The 17,659-nt window shown below is 64.1% G+C and carries 17 protein-coding genes; 7 read left to right on the top strand and 10 right to left on the bottom strand.

Features of this window, described 5'->3' with window-relative positions:
• Positions 1–251 precede the first annotated feature (251 nt).
• Entirely contained in the window at positions 252–1,550 is a 1,299-nt protein-coding gene (locus M2337_RS06490; protein WP_264572152.1) for an FAD-dependent oxidoreductase, read from the bottom strand.
• A gap of 167 nt (positions 1,551–1,717) precedes the next feature.
• A complete protein-coding gene (locus tag M2337_RS06485; RefSeq protein ID WP_264572151.1) occupies positions 1,718–2,479 on the bottom strand; it encodes a CsgG/HfaB family protein in 762 nt (253 codons plus the stop codon).
• A gap of 211 nt (positions 2,480–2,690) precedes the next feature.
• On the opposite strand from M2337_RS06485, the gene lepA reads away from it, so the two are divergent.
• The 4 genes from lepA (at position 2,691) to M2337_RS06465 (ending at position 5,576) form a co-directional block, all read left to right on the top strand.
• Positions 2,691–4,511 carry a translation elongation factor 4 gene (lepA, locus tag M2337_RS06480; RefSeq protein ID WP_264572150.1) on the top strand — a complete coding sequence of 607 codons (1,821 nt, stop codon included), beginning with the start codon at positions 2,691–2,693 and terminating at the stop codon, positions 4,509–4,511.
• A complete protein-coding gene (locus M2337_RS06475) occupies positions 4,508–4,822 on the top strand; it encodes an alkylphosphonate utilization protein (protein ID WP_264572149.1) in 315 nt (104 codons plus the stop codon). The genes lepA and M2337_RS06475 overlap by 4 nt, the downstream gene beginning before the upstream one ends.
• A gap of 40 nt (positions 4,823–4,862) precedes the next feature.
• Entirely contained in the window at positions 4,863–5,057 is a 195-nt protein-coding gene (locus tag M2337_RS06470) for a hypothetical protein (protein WP_264572148.1), read from the top strand.
• A gap of 192 nt (positions 5,058–5,249) precedes the next feature.
• Positions 5,250–5,576 carry a hypothetical protein gene (locus M2337_RS06465; RefSeq protein ID WP_264572147.1) on the top strand — a complete coding sequence of 109 codons (327 nt, stop codon included), beginning with the start codon at positions 5,250–5,252 and terminating at the stop codon, positions 5,574–5,576.
• Between the two features lie 20 nt (positions 5,577–5,596).
• Here M2337_RS06465 and M2337_RS06460 read toward each other — a convergent pair whose 3' ends face one another.
• Both M2337_RS06460 and M2337_RS06455 read right to left on the bottom strand, forming a co-directional pair.
• Positions 5,597–5,785, bottom strand: coding sequence for a flagellar FlbD family protein (locus M2337_RS06460; RefSeq protein WP_181558812.1), 189 nt, complete (start codon positions 5,783–5,785; stop codon positions 5,597–5,599).
• Between the two features lie 111 nt (positions 5,786–5,896).
• Entirely contained in the window at positions 5,897–6,100 is a 204-nt protein-coding gene (locus M2337_RS06455) for a Flp family type IVb pilin (protein ID WP_264572146.1), read from the bottom strand.
• A gap of 397 nt (positions 6,101–6,497) precedes the next feature.
• Here M2337_RS06455 and gmk point away from each other — a divergent pair, with 397 nt between their 5' ends.
• The 3 genes from gmk to M2337_RS06440 all read left to right on the top strand — a co-directional run bounded on the left by gmk (position 6,498) and on the right by M2337_RS06440 (position 9,618).
• Positions 6,498–7,178, top strand: a complete 681-nt coding sequence (gmk, locus tag M2337_RS06450; protein ID WP_181558811.1) for a guanylate kinase — start codon at positions 6,498–6,500, stop codon at positions 7,176–7,178.
• Between the two features lie 191 nt (positions 7,179–7,369).
• Positions 7,370–9,169, top strand: coding sequence for a DEAD/DEAH box helicase (locus M2337_RS06445; RefSeq protein ID WP_181558810.1), 1,800 nt, complete (start codon positions 7,370–7,372; stop codon positions 9,167–9,169).
• Entirely contained in the window at positions 9,166–9,618 is a 453-nt protein-coding gene (locus M2337_RS06440; protein WP_181558809.1) for a YaiI/YqxD family protein, read from the top strand. The genes M2337_RS06445 and M2337_RS06440 overlap by 4 nt, the downstream gene beginning before the upstream one ends.
• Before the next feature lie 20 nt (positions 9,619–9,638).
• Here the strand turns inward: M2337_RS06440 and M2337_RS06435 are convergent, their stop codons facing one another.
• The 6 genes from M2337_RS06435 to M2337_RS06410 form a co-directional block, all read right to left on the bottom strand.
• The gene (locus tag M2337_RS06435) at positions 9,639–10,715 is read right to left on the bottom strand and encodes an ABC transporter substrate-binding protein (RefSeq protein WP_264572145.1); all 1,077 of its coding nucleotides are present in this window, start codon (positions 10,713–10,715) and stop codon (positions 9,639–9,641) included.
• A 193-nt stretch (positions 10,716–10,908) separates the two neighbouring features.
• Entirely contained in the window at positions 10,909–11,709 is an 801-nt protein-coding gene (locus M2337_RS06430; RefSeq protein ID WP_264572144.1) for a hypothetical protein, read from the bottom strand.
• A gap of 151 nt (positions 11,710–11,860) precedes the next feature.
• A complete protein-coding gene (locus M2337_RS06425) occupies positions 11,861–13,486 on the bottom strand; it encodes an ABC transporter ATP-binding protein (protein ID WP_264572143.1) in 1,626 nt (541 codons plus the stop codon).
• Complete coding sequence (locus tag M2337_RS06420) at positions 13,483–14,502, bottom strand: ABC transporter permease (RefSeq protein WP_413716247.1); 1,020 nt, start codon at positions 14,500–14,502, stop codon at positions 13,483–13,485. The genes M2337_RS06425 and M2337_RS06420 overlap by 4 nt, the downstream gene beginning before the upstream one ends.
• A 65-nt stretch (positions 14,503–14,567) precedes the next feature.
• The gene (locus M2337_RS06415) at positions 14,568–15,647 is read right to left on the bottom strand and encodes a microcin C ABC transporter permease YejB (protein ID WP_181558805.1); all 1,080 of its coding nucleotides are present in this window, start codon (positions 15,645–15,647) and stop codon (positions 14,568–14,570) included.
• On the bottom strand, positions 15,644–17,521 hold the full coding sequence (locus tag M2337_RS06410) for an extracellular solute-binding protein (RefSeq protein ID WP_264572141.1): 1,878 nt from the start codon (positions 17,519–17,521) through the stop codon (positions 15,644–15,646). Before M2337_RS06410 ends, M2337_RS06415 begins: the two co-directional genes overlap by 4 nt.
• Positions 17,522–17,659 lie beyond the last annotated feature (138 nt).

The following is a 17,659-nucleotide window of genomic DNA, read 5'->3' as shown; positions in this document are numbered from 1 at the left end:
GTAAAGAGGGTCGTGACGATTTTTTGACAGAGGCTCAAATGTACGGCGCCTGCGTGGATCAACCTTCAAAGGGCGGTTTTATTGGGGTTTCACGAGAAGGGAACGATCACGACCCAAAGCAGGCGGCGACCGCAGGATCAAATCGAAGTGCCGCGGCGCGACGTCTGCGCGAGCCGAGTCGCCGCAACGGTGAGACCGGTGCGGGCACGTATAATCAGGGATCAAAGAAGCGGCGTCCGGAGAGCGCCCCCCTACCCCCGCCCCGCCTTCACCATATCCGCGATCCGCACGAACTTCTCGCGCGGGGCGCCCAAGCGGGCCTGGGCGATTTCGGCTTCGTCGATCTTCTGCCAGTCGCGGAAGGTGACGATCTCCAGATCGCGCTCGGCGATCAGCGCGTCCAGACCAGCCCGGCCCTGCTTGCCGGCCGCGGCGGGCTGGTCGGCGGCGATGGCTTCGGCGATCAGGAAGCCGTCGGGCTTGTTGGTGCCGATGGTGCCGCTCGGCCCCCGCCGCGCCCAGCCGACGCAATAGAGGCCCGGGCGAATGCGGCCCTCCTCATTGGCGAAGCGGCCGCGCGCCTCGTCATAAGGCACGTCGGGAATGGGCGGCGTGCGATAGCCGATGCAGCTGATGATGAGATCGGCGGGCATGGTCACGCGCTCGCCGGTGCCGATGCTCTGCTGCTGGGCATCGAGCCGGGTCCGCTCCAGCACCAGCCGCTCGACGCGTCCCTCCCCTTCTACACGCTCAGAGACGACGAAGAAATCGAACCGGATCGCCACCACCTTCTCGGGCGATGGCTCGGCGAACTGGCGGAGCAGCGCCAGCGATTTGCGCTGCCCCGGCTCCAGCGCCTCATCGACCGAGGTCGGTGGCAGGTCGGCGGGGTCGACATGGACGGAGGCGCGCTCCAGCCGGCCGAGCTCGCCCAGTTCCTTGGGCGTCATCGCGATCTGCGCCGGGCCGCGCCGACCCAAGATGGTGATCGAGCGGGGCTGCGCTTTCTTGAGAATGTCATAGGCATGAGCGACGACATCGCTCTCCTCAAGCTCGCGCGCGGTCTTGGCGAGGATGCGGGCGCAATCCAGCGCGACATTGCCATTGCCGATGATGACCACATCGCGCTCGTCGATGCGCGGTGCGAGATCGGCATGATCGGGATGGCCATTATACCAGCCGACGAAAGCCGCGCTGCCGATGACGCCGGGCAGATCGTCGCCGGGCACGCCCAGCGGGCGATCCGACGGCGCGCCGGTGGCGAGGATCACGGCATCGTAAAGACCCTGAAGCTCCGGGATGGACACGTCGCGCCCGATAACGAGATTGCCGACGAAGCGCACCGTGTCGGTCAAGGCCACGGCTTCATAGCGGCGGGATACGGCCTTGATGGACTGGTGATCCGGCGCGACACCGGTGCGGACGAGGCCGAAGGGAACGGGCAACCGGTCGATGATGTCGATCGCCACATCCTCGCCGAACTGCTTCTGACAGGCTTCCGCGGTATAATAGCCGGCAGGGCCAGACCCGATGATGGCGATATGACGCATGGAACGGCCTCTCCAGAAAATGTGTCTTGCGGGGGGCAGCCTAGCCGAGGCTGCGCGCGAGGCAAGGGCCGTGCGCATGAGAGCGACGCCCGTGGAGCGATAGGCGCGCCCAAACGAAAAGGGCGGACCATTCGGCCCGCCCTTTCAGATCGATTTACCGATGCCGTTCAGCGTGCAGCGGGCGCTGCTGCCGAGGCATTGGCGGGCAGACCGCCGAGCTGGGTCACCAGCTTGGTATAGGCATCCAGATAGGCCAGCACGATGACCTGGCCGATATCCGTGTTCTGGTAGCCGCCGCCAGCCGCGCCGGCAAAACCGCCCCACCAGCCCGCGCCGCCGCCGGCACCGAAGCTCAGATCCGACTTGCGCGAATAGCCCTCGGTCATCGCTTCCTCGACCGTGGTGCGCGCGTTCACGATGGAGAGCGTCACATTGGCTTCGCTCTTCTTGATGTTGATGCCGCCGGCCAGCGCGCCGAACGTGCTACGGCCCAGGAAGCCGCCCAGCATGCCGCCAAGAGCGTTGCCGCCGCTATTCTTGTTGGAGGTCACGATGTCCGGCTGGAGGAAATAGTCCGCCGCCTTCACCTGACCGCGCCCGATGTTGCTGCCGGCCTGCAGCTCACCCTGGTCGGCCAGGGCGCGCTCCATCGCGCGGTTCTGCATCGAGCGCCCGCGGTTAACGAGCGTGAAGCAGCCGGACTGCTGGATGAAGATGCGCAGGATCGCTTCGGGGCTGCCGAGGCTCAGCTCGCGCCACCACTGCGTGTCCGGCTCGACGATGGCGACGGTGCCCAGATTCTTGGTGCAACGCGGGATGTCGCGCGTGCCCTTGTCCTGCGCCTTGCGGCCCGAGGATTGCGCGATGGCCGGCTGCACCACCAGGCCGATCGCGGACAGCGCCAGCGCCAGTTTGATCGATAGTTTCATGTGTTACCTCACCCACAAGGATTATGCAGTCGACGCCCCTGCCGAACCACAAGGCCCGCTGTTTATCACAGCAAAATGCCGGCACAAGGTTAACGACTGCACGGCGGCGGCGCATGACAGGCGGCGCCTCTTATGTCTTGTATGAAATGGTCGCGGCGAGCCCTCTTTCAGAAGGCTTTGCCGGAACCCTTCCGCCTGCTATCGGCGCGCAATGACTGACCTCGCCCACATCCGTAACTTTTCCATCATCGCGCATATCGACCATGGCAAGTCGACCCTTGCCGACCGCTTGATCCAGCGCACCGGCGGACTCTCGGATCGCGAGATGACCGCGCAGGTGCTCGATAACATGGATATCGAGAAGGAACGCGGCATCACCATCAAGGCCCAGACCGTGCGCCTTGATTACACCGCGAGCGACGGCAAGACCTATGAGCTCAACCTCATGGACACGCCGGGCCATGTCGACTTCGCCTATGAAGTCTCGCGCAGCCTCGCAGCATGCGAAGGCGCGCTGCTGGTCGTGGATGCCGCGCAGGGCGTGGAAGCGCAGACGCTGGCCAATGTGTACCAGTCGATCGAGCATGACCATGAGATCGTGCCGGTCATCAACAAGATCGATCTGCCCGCCGCCGAGCCCGAGAAGGTGAAGGCGGAAATCGAGGATGTGATCGGCATCGACGCTAGCGAGGCGGTGCTCGCCTCCGCCAAGGCCGGCATCGGCATTGACGAGATTCTGGAAGCGATCGTCAAGAAAATCCCCGCCCCCAGTGGCGACCGGGACAAGCCGCTGGAAGCGATGCTGGTCGACAGCTGGTACGACCCCTATCTCGGCGTCGTCATCCTCGTGCGCGTCATCAATGGCGTGCTCAAGAAGGGCCAGAACATCAAGTTCATGATCGGCGGCACGGAGCATCTGGTCGACCGCGTCGGCTGCTTCCGCCCCAAGATCGAGACGCTGCCCGAGCTTGGCCCGGGCGAAATCGGCTTCATCACCGCGCAGATCAAGGAAATCACGCAGACCCGCGTGGGCGACACCATCACCACGGTGAAGAACGGCGCGACCACGCCCCTGCCCGGCTTCAAGGAAGTGCAGCCGGTGGTGTTCTGCGGCCTCTTCCCGGTCGATGCGGCGGACTTCGAGAAGCTGCGCGAGAGCATCGCCAAGCTGCGGCTCAATGACGCCAGCTTCTCCTTCGAGATGGAGAGCAGCGCGGCGCTGGGCTTCGGCTTCCGCGCCGGGTTCCTCGGCCTGCTGCACCTCGAGATCATCCAGGAGCGGCTGACCCGCGAATATGACCTCGACCTCATCACCACCGCGCCCTCGGTCGTCTATCGCATCCAGCTGCGCAAATCGAAGACCGAGGATGCGCGCGAGATCCTGCTGCACAATCCGGCGGACTATCCCGACCCCAGCCGCATAGAGCAGATCGACGAGCCGTGGATCAAGGCGACGATCTACACGCCGGACGAATATCTGGGCAGCATCCTCAAGCTCTGTCAGGACCGGCGCGGCATCCAGACCGGCCTCACTTATGTGGGCGGCCGCGCGCAGGTGAGCTACGAACTGCCGCTCAACGAAGTGGTGTTCGACTTCTACGACCGGCTGAAGTCGATCAGCCGGGGCTATGCCAGCTTCGACTATGAGCAGATTGGCCTGCGCGAGGGCGACCTGGTGAAGATGAGCATCCTGGTCAACAACGAGCCGGTCGACGCGCTCTCCATGATCGTCCATCGGGGCGTCGCCGAGGAGCGCGGCCGCCACATGTGCGAGCGGCTGAAGGACCTCATCCCCCGCCACCTCTTCAAGATCCCCATTCAGGCGGCGATCGGCGGCAAGGTGATCGCGCGCGAGACCATCGCCGCGATGCGCAAGGACGTGACCGCCAAATGCTATGGCGGCGACATCACCCGCAAGAAAAAGCTGCTGGAGAAGCAGAAGAAGGGCAAGGCGCGGATGCGCGAATATGGCTCCGTGCAGATTCCGCAGGAAGCCTTCATCGCCGCGCTCAAAATGGGGGACGACAGTTGAGCGAGCAGACTAGCGACGAGGATTATGTGTTCGATGAAGCCAGCGGCGAGTGGCTGCCGGCTTCCGAACTGGCCGCTAAGCAGGGCGCAGCCGATGCGGTAGAAGTGCGCGACGCGGTCGGCAATCTGCTGGCCGATGGCGATCAGGTCACGCTGATCAAGGATCTGACGGTGAAGGGCGCGGGGCCGACGCTCAAGCGCGGGACGCTGATCAAGTCGATCCGCCTCACCGGTGACCCGCAGGAAATCGACTGCCGCTATGAGGGCATCAAGGGGCTGGTGCTGCGCGCCGAGTTCGTGAAGAAGCGGTGAGCGCGGCACCGGGCCGCCCATCGCAAAGGAGTGCAGCCTGATGGCCAAGACTGACGCAGGCGGACGCTTCGAGCGGCATCGCCAGCCGTGGACCGCCGCCGAGATCGAAAAGCTGCACACGCTGGCGAAGAAAGGCATGGCGCTGAAAGCCATCGCCAAAGCGCTCACCCGCAGCGAGGAATCGGTGAAGGACCGCGCCAAGGCGGACGGGCTGACGATCGCGAAACTGCGTTAAGGCGCAGCCCCTAATCCTGCCAGCAGCAAACGGCGCCCATTCGAAGGAGCGTCCGGCAACCTTCGGGCCGCACAAGCGTCTCATCAGGGCCAGCTCCCAAGCGAGATGGAAGTGGCACATCGCTGTTGTGGACCCGTCACGTCCGCGGCGGCGGCGTGCCCCCTGTGCGAGACCATGCTGGAGGATGCCCCCATGCCCATTTCCCATACGCCCCTGATAGAGCGCATTGCGCGCGTGCTCGCCGGACTGCGGCTGAGCGAGAATGCCGATGGCACCGAGCCGAGCGCCAGCCGGTCTGTGGACCTGGAATGGGAAGATTGCGTTGAGGACGCACGCGCGGTGCTCCGCACGATGCGCGAGCCGGACGCCGCAATGGCCAGCGCAGGCAATGAAGAGATTTGGGAAGCGATGATCGCGGCCGCATTATCGGGCGAAGCGAGCGGTACCGGTGTAAGCCAAGCCAACCCGGATGAGACCAATCCGCTTGCTCCCCCGATCAATCTCAACGCGGGCAGCTGAAGTCTCGGCGCGCGGGCCGCCTAGCTTTCGGGCAGCTGGTTGGTCCGGTTCAGCCGGTCGATCACTTCATCGAGCGGCTCGACGACCGTCACGCTACGGCCTTCGCCAAAGCGAATACGCGTGCCCTCGCCGACATTGGAGATGAACGAAATCTGCGTCGCATTGACGGCGACGGGGGCGCGGTCCGGGCTGGTGAACTTGACGAACATGGGCACGCTCTCCTGCTTATGATTGGGGACAGCCTAAGCGCATTCTCGCGCCACGCAATTGCTCGTCGCGCGAAGGTGGAAAATATCTGGCAGGCTGCCGCTTCTCGCGCCTTACCGGCCGGACAGGCTGTTGCTGATGCCGAAGAAGAGCTCGGAGAGATTGATGCCAAGTGACAGGAACGCCATGACGCAGGCCAGCGACACCAGCGCCGCGATCAGCCCATATTCCACTGCCGTCGCGCCCCGCTCATTTGCGCGCAGCCGATCAAAGGGCGTCAGGTCACGGTCAACAGCAGGTGATGTCTGGCGCGGCATGGGGCACTCCTCACATTTGTAGGTTCAACGTCGCTGCAAATGGTGGAGAGGTGGTAAAAAGAAAGCGCCAGATGACATTGGACTAAAAGGGCGGAAGGCCCGTCAGCCCAAACCGAGTGAAGCCACGGCAATCAATGCCGCGATACCGGTGAGGCTGGTTACCAGCCCAAGTTCCAAAGCCTTCGCTCCGCGCTCGGTGCGGAGAATCCGCATAATCATGTCATCCTCCAATGACATAACCCATAGCAACCGCTGGCTTTACGGGCGCTTAACGAAGCCGCTGGAAGACGACCGATCTGCACAAAAATCCCTCCAGACTGGCCGCGCGGAGGCGATTCCTCCGCCCAAGTCTCAGTCCGCCAATTGACGTGGCGGCAGACTCACGGCAGGAGCAAGCATGGCCGACATGACCGATCCCGTTTCCGCCGATCCACTTGCCCAGCCCGCATCCTTCAAGCGCCGGGGGATGCTTTTCGTGCTGTCCTCCCCTTCCGGGGCCGGCAAATCCACCATCTCGCGCAAGCTGCTGGCGCATGACCCGGGCCTGACCATGTCCGTCTCCGCCACCACCCGGCCGATGCGGCCCGGCGAAGTCGACGGCAAGGACTATCATTTCGTCGATCTCGAGCGGTTCCGCGCCATGGTGACGGACAACCAGTTCCTCGAATGGGCGCATGTGTTCGATCATCGCTACGGCACGCCGCGCGCGCCGGTGGAAGGGATGCTGGAAGCCGGGCACGACGTGCTGTTCGATATCGACTGGCAGGGCGCGCAGCAGCTCCACCAGCTGGCCGGCGGCGATGTGGTCCGCGTGTTCATCCTGCCCCCCTCGATGATCGAGCTGGAAGCGCGGCTGCGTGGGCGCGGCACCGACAGCAACGACGTGATCGAGCGACGCATGGCGCGCGCGCACAGCGAAATCGCGCACTGGGACGGCTATGATTATGTGCTCGTCAATGACGATGCCGAAGCCTGTTTCGCCAAGGTGCTTACGATCCTGCAGGCCGAACGGCTCAAGCGCCACCGGCAGACCGGCATCATCGGCTTCATCCGCAAGCTCGACCGCGAGGAAATCTAGCCCTCAGCCCGGCCCGCAGGGGCCATCGGCCCGGCCACGCAAAACTTTGCAAGCCAGATGCCCTCCATATCTGTATGGGGGGCGCATAAGGCGGACCACCAAACAGGATGACGCGCGCAGATGAGGCCTTTGAAACAGGCTTTGCGGCGAGGATGGTCCACCGCTCCACTCTTTTTTGATTAGCGAGATACATGCCCTTTTCCACACTCCCCCCTCTTCTCGCCAATGCCCTTGCCGAGCGCGGCTATGCCGACCCCACGCCCGTTCAGGCCGAAGTTCTGGAGGCGCAGGCGCATGGCCGCGACCTTATCGTCTCGGCGCAGACCGGATCGGGAAAGACCGTGGCGTTCGGCCTCGCCATTGCCACCGACCTGCTGGAAGATGGCGAACGCATGGCGCCGCCCGGCCTGCCCCAGGCGCTGATCATCGCGCCGACCCGTGAACTGGCGCTGCAGGTCAGCCGCGAGCTGATCTGGCTCTATGGCAAGGCCGGCGCGCGCATCGCCACCTGCGTCGGCGGCATGGATGCGAGCAAGGAACGCCGCGCGCTCTCGCATGGCGCGCAGATCGTGGTCGGCACACCCGGCCGCCTGCGCGACCATCTGGAACGCGGCGCCCTCAACCTCTCCACCCTACGCGCCGTGGTGCTCGACGAAGCCGACGAGATGCTCGACATGGGCTTCCGCGAGGATCTGGAAGAAATTCTCGACGGCACGCCGCAGGAGCGCCGCACCCTGCTCTTCTCCGCGACCATGCCGGCCCCCATCGTGGCGCTTGCCCGGCGTTATCAGCGCGACGCGCTGCGCATCTCAACGGTGACGCAGGAGCGCGGCCATGGCGACATCAGCTATCAGGCGATGGCTGTGGCGCCGGCCGACATCGAACATGCCGTGGTGAACCTGCTGCGCTTCCACGAAGCTGAGACGGCGATGCTGTTCTGCGCCACGCGCGACAATGTGCGCCACCTCCATGCCGGGCTGGTCGAGCGCGGTTTCGCGGTCGTTGCCCTTTCCGGCGAGCATAGCCAGAACGAGCGCAATCAGGCGCTGCAATCCCTGCGCGACCGCCGCGCGCGCGTGTGCGTGGCGACCGACGTGGCCGCACGCGGGATCGACCTGCCGACGCTGAGTCTCGTCGTCCATGTCGAGATTCCGCGCGATGCCGAGACGCTGCAGCACCGCTCCGGCCGCACCGGGCGCGCGGGCAAGAAGGGCACCGCCGTGCTCATCGTGCCCTATCCGCGCCGCCGCCGGGTGGAATCGATGCTGCGCGGAGCGCGCATCCAGGCCGACTGGATTTCGCCGCCCTCTGCCGAGGACATTCGTCGCGCCGACACGCAGCGCCTGCTCGATACGCTGCGCGCCCCTGTCGAACTCAGCGAGCAGGATCATGAGCTGGGCCGCCAGTTGCTGGCCGAGCGCAGCCCGGAAGATGTCGCCGCGATGCTGGCCCATGCCTATCGCGCGCGCCTGCCCGAGCCTGAAGATCTACTGGGCAGCGATGCCCCCGCCGAACCGCGCGGACCCCGCCCCGGTTTCGAGCAGAGCGCCTGGTTCCGCCTGAATGTCGGCCGCAATCAGAATGCCGATCCGCGCTGGATCCTGCCGCTGCTCTGCCGGCGCGGCCACATCAGCCGCACAGAGATCGGCGCGATCCGCATCGCGGCGCAGGAAACCTTGTTCGAGGTCGCGGGCGGCGTCGCTGCGCGCTTCCTCGATGCCGTGCGCCGCACCGCCAGCGAGGATGACGAGGTCGACATCCAGCCGACCGACGGCAAGCCCCGCGAGGAAGCGCGTCGCAATCGCCGCGACAATGCCCGCCCCGTCCATGCGCCCAAGCCCTATCGCGCACCCGCCGCGCGCGGACCGCATGGGGGCCGCCCGGATCAGGCCCAGCCCGGCCCCCATGGCGCCGGCAAGAAGAAGGGCCCGAACAAGTGGAAGGGTGGCGCCAAGCCCTTCGCGCACAAGAAGCCCGGCAAGGATAGATGATCGCAATCCTCGTCGATGCAGATGCCTGCCCGGTGAAGGAAGAAATCTACCGGGTGGCGTTTCGGCATGAGACGCCGGTCAAAATCGTCAGCAACCAGCGCATCCGCATCCCCGATCATCCGCTGGTCGAGCGGGTGGTCGTGTCCGACGCCTTCGATGCGGCCGATGACTGGATCGCCGAGCAGGCCAGCCCGACGACGATCTGCATCACCGCGGACATTCTGCTCGCTGACCGCTGCCTGAAAGCCGGCGCGAGCGTGATCGCCCCGACCGGCAAGCCCTTCACCACCGCGTCCATCGGCAGCGCCATCGCGACCCGCGCCATCATGGCCGATCTGCGCGCCGGCGGCGACATCATCGGCGGCCCCGCGCCATTCAGCAAGGCGGACCGTTCACGCTTTCTTTCGGCGCTGGATGAGACGATCGTGCGGCTGAAGCGGTCGCGCTGAGGGCTAGGGTCCGCGTTACGTCACTTCCGCTTGGGCAGCGGCGGCAGCGCCTTGGCTTCCTCTAGCACGCTCGTGTCGATCAGCGTCGCGAGTTGCGCGCGGGTGCGCGGCGTGCGCTTGTCCTGCTTGGCGAGCCAGGCTTCCTCTTCTTCGAGCACGTCCAGCAGGTCGCCGGTCCAGTCCGCCAGCCAATTGTGGTGGGACCAGCTCTGCTTGACCAGCTCCAGCGGATAGCCGCTGTTCTGCGCCACCAGCTCCTGCGCCCGTGTGGGATCGCGGCGGACCTCCTGCGTGGCATCGATGATCGCGCGGACCATAACGACGATGTTCCGCCGCATCTGCGGATTGGCCAGCGCGCCCGCGGTTGTGTTGAGATTGAACAGCTCGCGATAGACGCCCTTGCCGCTGAACTCGATGGCATCATCGCCAATCGCCTGCGCGGCGCGCTCGACTTCCGGCTCCCAGATCGCCACGGCATCGACCTTTCGGTCTGCCAGTGCCTGCGGCATGTCGGGCAGTTTCATGCCGACCATGGTGACATCGTCGCTGGAGAGGCCGACGGTTTTCAGCATCTTCTGGGTGAAGAAGCCAGACGAAGTGACGGAAATGGTCGCGATCCGCTTGCCCTTAAGGTCGGCCAGCGAGTTGATGCCGGCCGACTTGCGCGCGACGATGCGGTATAGCCCTTCGGTGACGGTCATGACGATGCGCATGTCCGGGTTGCGCAGCGAATAGCGCAGCGCCTGCGTCTCGGCATTGGTCGCGATGTCGGCGGGCGCGCTGCTATCATCCGGCGTCGCTCCGGGCTCGCCGACGAGATTGGCGACGCTCCCGCGCCCGATGGTGACGGGAGCGGGATAATAGGATTCAGCGGCGATGAAGAGCGGCGCGAACTCGAACACGGTGAGATTGCCGAAGGCGCGGATCGGGCCAGTCTGCGCGACAGTCGCAGAGGCCGCCGACGCCGATGCCACGGGCTCATCCGCCTGGGTGCAGGCCGAGGTGCTGGCGAGCAGAAGCGAGAGACCGGCCAGCAGGACGCCGCGGCCACGCCGGCTCGCATGGCCATGGCTCATCGCCCGATTGAATGCCGACATCCTCTTCTCCCTCACATCGCTTTTGACGGCAGGAGGCTAGCGAGCCGCAAGGCCGCCAACAATGCCCGGAACGGCATTGATCCTTGCCTGGGGTGGCGGGCGTTGGGGAGAGTGGGGGATGTCGCTAGGGCACGGTCAATAGCCGTACTTTCGGATACCACCACATGGCCGAACTCAACTTTCGAAATTCATACTATAAACTGAAATTACCCACCCATAGGTTGAGAGTTGAAATAATAAAATTCAGGGATTTTTGAATTTCAGACTGATGATCGACGATATATTGAAGGCCCTTTTCGCCGATCACTTTTCCAGCACCGCCGATGATGCCGAGAACTAGTGCTGCTGTCGCACCCTTAGCAGCCTTCATTATCCACTGGCGGAATTTTTGGAAGCGGCCCTCAGCCCTAGTGATGACCTCAGCGTCAGCACCTTGCGCCCGATCCGCCTTTCCAAGCTGTGCCCGCACCTGATCGATGCTTTCTTGCACCTCGTCTAGATTGATGCAGTCGCCCTCATCGACGGGCGGATTATTGTGCCCGATCCCAGCCGGGGCGGAACCTGATGTTGAAACTTGCAACTGGATTAGCTGCTGCACATGAGTTTGAAGTGTATCCAACTGTGAACCGAGATTATCTAGCCGATCCTCGAGCGACAGCCGTTCTTCCTCAATGTAATCCTCTTCGGGAGGCAGAATGCGGTGACCGGCCGGTGCCCAATCGACACCGTCCGCTTCGATCTGCTCTATAGCCGACTGACGCTCGTCGTCGTCGGCATCTGGGAAATAGTCAAAAAGATACTCGCCTGCATCGAATGGCCCGCCCCAGATGAACTGATAGCCACCTTCGCCGCCATCATATGGGGTTTCTTGGGCTGGGTCCTCGAAATTATTGAAGAACCAAGATATCATCGCTTCAATCCGCTCATCCTCGGTCTCAAGTTCTTCAAGAGATGGAGGATCAGACAGAGGCGCGAGGCCCGGATGGTCGCTCATATAGACAATCCCCAAAGATACCGATCTCTGGCACGCCGCGATCAGACCCGCAACCAGTTGGCCTTGTCCTGAGTGTTGTAGAATAGCGGCGACTGCTCTGCGCATCTTGCCTATCAGAGCAGCCGTTCACTCAGTCACATGCGCCACCCCATCAAGCCGCCGCCCGCGCCCGCAACTCCAACGCCGCCGCGATCAGGTCGCGCGTGTAATCCGTCTGCGGCGCATTGAAGATCTGCTGCGAGGAGCCCTGCTCGACGATCCTGCCGTTGCGCATCACCACCACTTCATGCGCGAGGGCGCGAACGACCTTGAGGTCGTGGCTGATGAACAGATAGGTCAGGCCATGGCTCGCCTGCAGGTTGCGCAGCAGGTCGACGATCTGGGCCTGCACGGACATGTCGAGCGCGGAGGTGGGCTCGTCCAGGATCACGAGATCGGGCCGCAGGATGATCGCGCGGGCGATGGCGATGCGCTGGCGCTGGCCGCCGGAGAATTCGTGCGGGTAGCGATCCAGCACCGCCGTGGAGAGGCCGACCTCCTCGATCATCGTCGCGACGGCCTCGTAGCGCTCCGCTGGCGTCAGGTCGGGTCGGTGGATCGGCAGCCCCTCGCCGACGATCTGGCCGATGGTCATCTTGGGGCTGAGGCTGGCGAAGGGATCCTGAAAGACGATCTGCATCCGCTTGCGCAGCGGGCGCATCTGCTTCCAGTTGCGTTCGTGCAGCGGCTCATCCTCGAACCAGATCGGCCCTTCCGAGCGGCTGATGCGCAGCAGCGCAAGGCCGAGCGTGCTCTTGCCCGAGCCGGACTCGCCGACCACGCCCAGCGTATGCCCGCGCGGGATCGAGAGCGTCACGCCGTCCACCGCCTTCACAAAGGCGCGCGGCTTGCCGAACCAGCCCTTGATCGGGAAATAGACCTTCAGATCCTCCGTGCGCACCAGCGGCGCGGGATCGCCCTCGATCTTAAGCGGTTCGCCGCGCGGCGTCGCGTCCAGCAGCTTGCGGGTGTAGGCGTGCTGCGGATTGTCGAACACCGCGCTGGTATCGCCCGCCTCCACCACCTCGCCCTGCGTCATCACGCAGACGCGCTCGGCCATCTTGCGCACGACGCCCAGATCATGGGTAATGAGCAGCATCGCCATGCCAAGCCGCTGCTGGAGATCCTTGAGCAGATCGAGCACCTGCGCCTGCACGGTCACGTCGAGCGCGGTGGTCGGCTCGTCGGCAATCAGCAGGTCCGGCTCGTTGGCGAGCGCCATCGCGATCATGATGCGCTGGCGCTGCCCGCCGGAAAGCTGGTGCGGATAGGATTTGAGGCGGTTCTCGGCATCGCGCAGGCCGACCAGCTTAAGCAGATCGATGGTCTTGGCCACCGCCGCCGCCCGGCTGATCGCAGGATCGTGCAGCTTCATCGCTTCGATGATCTGACGATCGATGGTGTGGAGCGGGTTGAGGGCCGTCAGCGGTTCCTGCGGGATCAGCGCGATGCGGGCGCCGCGCAGGGTCTGCATCGTGCGCTCGCTGGCGCCGACGATCTCCTGCCCGTCCAGCCGGATCGAGCCGGACGGATGGAACGCCACCGGATAAGGCAGCAATTGCAGGATCGACATGGCGGCGGTGGACTTGCCCGAGCCGGACTCGCCGACCAGCGCCAGCGTCTGGCCCTTTTCCAGCGTGAAGGACACGTCCTTCACCGCCTCGACGATGCGGCCTTCCGAGCGGAACGAGCAGCACAGCCTGTCGACCGCAAGCAGGGGCGTGTCCGTCGCGCTCATGTCGATTTCCTTGGATCGAAGGCATCCCGTGCCGCTTCGCCGATGAAGATGAGCAGCGAGAGCATGGTGGCCATGACGGCGAACCCCGCGATGCCGAGCCACGGTGCATAGAGATTGTTCTTCGCCTGATTGAGCAGTTCGCCGATGGAGGGCGATCCGCGCGGCATGCCGAAACCGAGAAAATCCAGCGCCGTGAGGATGGTGATAGACGAGGAGACGATGAACGGCAGGAACGTGATGGTCGCGACCATCGCATTGGGCAGGATGTGCCGGAACATGATCGTGCGGTTGCCAAGGCCGAGCGCCCGGGCGGCGCGGACATAATCGAGATTGCGCGCACGCAGGAACTCGGCGCGCACGACGTGCACCAGCGTCATCCAGCTCACCAGCAGCAGCGCACCGAGCAGCGTGAAGAAGCTGGGCGTGAGGAAGCTGGCCATGATGATGAGCAGGTAGAGCATCGGCAGGCTCTGCACGATCTCGATGCAGCGCTGGAAAATGAGGTCCGTCCACCCGCCGAAATAGCCCTGTATGGCGCCGGCGGTGATGCCGATGATGGAGCTGAAAAAGGTGAGCAGCAGGCCGAAGGTCACCGAGAGGCGGAAGCCGTAGATGATGCGCGCCAGTACGTCGCGCGCTTGGTCGTCTGTGCCCAGCCAATGGCGTGCGGATGGCGGTGACGGCGCGGTGACGGGGATATCATAGTCGATCGTCCGGTAGCTGTAGGGGATGATCGGCCAGATCGCCCAGCCGTCGCCCTCAGCGATCATCGCCCGCACGGCGGGGTCCTGATAATTGGCCTCCGTCTCGAACACGCCGCCGAATGTCGTCTCGGGATAGGCGCGCAGCACCGGCGCATAAATCTCGCCGCGATAGCTCAGCAAGATGGGCTTATCATTGGCGATCAGCTCCGCGCACAGCGTCACCGCATAGAGCGCGAGGAAGATCCACAGGCTCCAATAACCGCGTTTATTGGCCTTGAAATTGGCCCAGCGCCGGCGCGTGAGCGGGCTCATTCGGCTGATCGGGCGCACAGGCCGGGGATGAACGGCCGGGGCTGCGACGGGCGTTTCGGCGTTCATCAGACGTCCCGCCTTTCGAAATCGATGCGGGGGTCGACCAGCACATAAGTGACATCGCCGAGCAGATTGGTCAGCAGCCCGAGCAGCGAGAAGATGAACAGCGAGCCCAGCATGACCGGATAATCCCGGTTGATCGTCGCCTCGAAACCCAGCAGCCCAAGGCCATCCAGCGAGAAGATCACCTCGATCAACAGCGAGGAGGTGAACAGCACGCTGACGAAGGCGGCCGGAAAGCCGGCGATGACGATGAGCATCGCGTTGCGGAAGACATGGCCGTAGAGCACGCCGTTCTCGGAGAGGCCCTTGGCCCGCGCCGTCGTCACATATTGCTTGCCCACTTCATCGAGGATCGAATTTTTGGTGAGCATGGTCAGGTTGGCGAAGGCGCCGATGACCATCGCGGCGACCGGCAGGGTGATGTGCCAGAGATAATCGAGCACCTTGCCGATGAGCGAGAGCTCCTCCCAATTGTCCGAGACAAGGCCCCGCGCCGGGAAGATGCTCCAGAACGTGCCGCCAGCGAACAGCACGACCAGCAGCACCGCGAACAGGAAGCCGGGAATGGCATAGCCGATGGTGACGAAGAAGCTCGACCAGGCATCGAACGCGGTGCCCGCGCGCACGGCCTTGCGGATGCCGAGCGGAATGGCAACGAGATAGGTGATGAGCGTGGTCCAGAGGCCCAGCGAGATCGAAACTGGCAGTTTCTCGATGATCAGATCGATCACCGGCTGGTCCTTGTAATAGCTGTTGCCGAACTCGAACCGCGCGAAATCGCCGAGCATCTTGAAGTAGCGATAGAGCACCGGCTTGTCGAAACCGTAGAGCTTCTCAAGCTCCTTCACCATCGCCGGGTCCAGCTCGCCGGTGGGCATGATGCCACTGCTCGCCCCGGTGTCCACGCTGCCGCCGATGGTGGCCGTCGCGTCCATCGCGGTGCCGGCGAACCGCGCCTGAATCTGGTCGATCGGGCCGCCGGGCACGAACTGGATGATGATGAAGGTGATCGTGACGATGCCGATCAGCGTCGGCACCATCAGCAGGAGCCGGCGGGCGACATAGGACCAGAGCGCCGTCATGAAGACTGTCCTTGTGCGTGCCCGGCCGTCTTGCCGGGGTCGCTCCACCACGTATCCAGCGTCATGATCGGGAAATTATAGGCGGGCTGCTTTTTCGGCATGCCGAACCGGTCCCAATAGGTGATCGGCATCTGCCCCACCGGCGCCGGGTAATCATGCTGGAAGGGAATGGCGTAGAAATTCCACAACAGGATGCGATCGAGCGCCCGCATCGCGCCGACCACGGTCTCGCGATCCGTTGCGGTGATCATCTGCGCCAGCATCTTGTCGACGGCCGGATTCTTGACGCCCGGATAGTTCAGCGATTGCGGCTGATCCGCAGCGTGCGATCCCCAGATCAATGTCTGGCCGATGCTCGGCGTTTCATGGCCGGGGAACATCGGAATGTTGAGCAGCAGATCATAATCATAATGGCGCAGCCGATGCCGGAACTGCGCACTGTCGAACGAGCGGAAGCTGATGGCGATGCCCAGTTGCCGCGCATTCTCGACAAAGAGCGAAACCTGCCGGTCCATCAGCGGGGAATAGCTGATCAGCTCGAGCGCCATGGGGCGACCGGTTGTCTTGTCGATCAGCCGGCCATCCTGATAGCGATAGCCCACCGCCCGCAGGATCCGCACTGCCTCGATGAGATTGGCCCGGCGATTGCGCCAGTTCCCGCCGACCGGCAAGTCCGGCGCCTTGGTGAACACCTCGCCCGGCACCTCGTCCCGCACGGATTGGAGCAGCTCCAGCTCCCGCCCCTGCGGCAGTCCCTCGGCCGCAAACTCGCTGTTGGTGTAGAAGCTGTGCAGGCGGCCATGATGCCCGGCGAGCAGGGTCCGGCGCACCCACTCGAAATCATAGGCCAGCATCAGCGCGCGCCGCAATTGACGATCCGCCAGCGCGGGCCGCCGCGTGTTCATGACGATGCCCAGATAGAAGGACGGGCTGCGGTAATCGATGACCTGCCGCTTGATCTGGCCCGCGCGGAAGGCCGGCAATTGCTTCTCGCTCGCCCAGCGCACTGCGCTCGTTTCCTGTCGGAAGTCGACATTGCCGGCGAGGAAGGCCTCATAGGCCACGGTCTGGTCCCGGTAATAATCGTGCCGGATGATGTCGAAATTGTAGCGGCCCTTGTTGACCGCCAGATCCTTGGCCCAATAATCCTTCACGCGCTCATATTCGATCCAGCGCCCCTGGCTGAAGCGGCCGACCTTGTAGGGGCCGCTGCCCAAGGGGCGGTCGAGCGAGGCGGCATTGAGCGCGTGCTTCGCGTAATAATGGCGGGGGAGCAGCCACATATCCATCACCACCGTCGGCAGCGTGGGATTGTTAGGCTGGGTGAAATAGACGCGCACCGTGTGCGGCCCGCGCTTTTCCGCACGCGTCACGGCCTGCTCCAGCCGTTTGAGCGACGGCGTCACCAGGCCCTTGGCCTGATCGATGGTGAAGATGATGTCCTCGGGCGTGATCGGCACGCCATCATGCCAGCGCGCGCGGGGATCGAGATGGAAATCCATCCATGAAATATCTTTGGGATAGGTGATCGACTCGGCGACCAGCGCGTAGCGCATTGCCGGCTCGTCCGAACTGCGCCGCATCAGCGGCTCGTAAACCTGCATCATGCCGATCGGCGGCGTGCCGAGCAGGGCCATGAGATTGAGACTGTCGAAGCCGCCAATATAGGCCACCCGCAGCGTGCCGCCCTTGGGCGCCTTGGGATCGGCATAGTCGAAATGCTTGAAGCCGGGGCCGTATTTGGGGGTGCCGAACACCGCATAGGCGTGACTGGAGATCAGCTCATTGCCGCCCGGCACGGCCTGCACGCTGGCGGAACTGATCGTCAGCAGCAGCGGAAGGCAGAGAAGCGCCAGCAGGAGTTGCCGAAGCATCCCGAGGCGCTGCCTCACCGGCCCGGCAGATGGTGGCGGGCCGCCATCATCCAGGCCATGGTCTTTCGGGCCGTCCGCAGCATCTCCAGCCATACTCTCCCTTCCGAACCCCAGATGGAGTCCAGCAAACCGGTGATG

It is taken from the genome of Sphingobium sp. B2D3A (assembly GCF_025961795.1).
Classification (GTDB): Bacteria; Pseudomonadota; Alphaproteobacteria; order Sphingomonadales; family Sphingomonadaceae; genus Sphingobium.
This window is presented reverse-complemented; position numbering and strand designations above follow the sequence as displayed.

Coding starts and splice junctions, on each gene's coding strand:
- M2337_RS06490 (WP_264572152.1), bottom strand. CDS start 1,550: ATGCGTCATATCGCCATCATCGGGTCTGGCCCTGCCGGCTATTATACC.
- M2337_RS06485 (WP_264572151.1), bottom strand. CDS start 2,479: ATGAAACTATCGATCAAACTGGCGCTGGCGCTGTCCGCGATCGGCCTG.
- lepA (WP_264572150.1), top strand. CDS start 2,691: ATGACTGACCTCGCCCACATCCGTAACTTTTCCATCATCGCGCATATC.
- M2337_RS06470 (WP_264572148.1), top strand. CDS start 4,863: ATGGCCAAGACTGACGCAGGCGGACGCTTCGAGCGGCATCGCCAGCCG.
- M2337_RS06465 (WP_264572147.1), top strand. CDS start 5,250: ATGCCCATTTCCCATACGCCCCTGATAGAGCGCATTGCGCGCGTGCTC.
- M2337_RS06460 (WP_181558812.1), bottom strand. CDS start 5,785: ATGTTCGTCAAGTTCACCAGCCCGGACCGCGCCCCCGTCGCCGTCAAT.
- M2337_RS06455 (WP_264572146.1), bottom strand. CDS start 6,100: ATGCCGCGCCAGACATCACCTGCTGTTGACCGTGACCTGACGCCCTTT.
- gmk (WP_181558811.1), top strand. CDS start 6,498: ATGGCCGACATGACCGATCCCGTTTCCGCCGATCCACTTGCCCAGCCC.
- M2337_RS06445 (WP_181558810.1), top strand. CDS start 7,370: ATGCCCTTTTCCACACTCCCCCCTCTTCTCGCCAATGCCCTTGCCGAG.
- M2337_RS06440 (WP_181558809.1), top strand. CDS start 9,166: ATGATCGCAATCCTCGTCGATGCAGATGCCTGCCCGGTGAAGGAAGAA.
- M2337_RS06435 (WP_264572145.1), bottom strand. CDS start 10,715: ATGTCGGCATTCAATCGGGCGATGAGCCATGGCCATGCGAGCCGGCGT.
- M2337_RS06430 (WP_264572144.1), bottom strand. CDS start 11,709: ATGAGCGACCATCCGGGCCTCGCGCCTCTGTCTGATCCTCCATCTCTT.
- M2337_RS06425 (WP_264572143.1), bottom strand. CDS start 13,486: ATGAGCGCGACGGACACGCCCCTGCTTGCGGTCGACAGGCTGTGCTGC.
- M2337_RS06420 (WP_413716247.1), bottom strand. CDS start 14,502: ATGAGCCCGCTCACGCGCCGGCGCTGGGCCAATTTCAAGGCCAATAAA.
- M2337_RS06415 (WP_181558805.1), bottom strand. CDS start 15,647: ATGACGGCGCTCTGGTCCTATGTCGCCCGCCGGCTCCTGCTGATGGTG.
- M2337_RS06410 (WP_264572141.1), bottom strand. CDS start 17,521: ATGCTTCGGCAACTCCTGCTGGCGCTTCTCTGCCTTCCGCTGCTGCTG.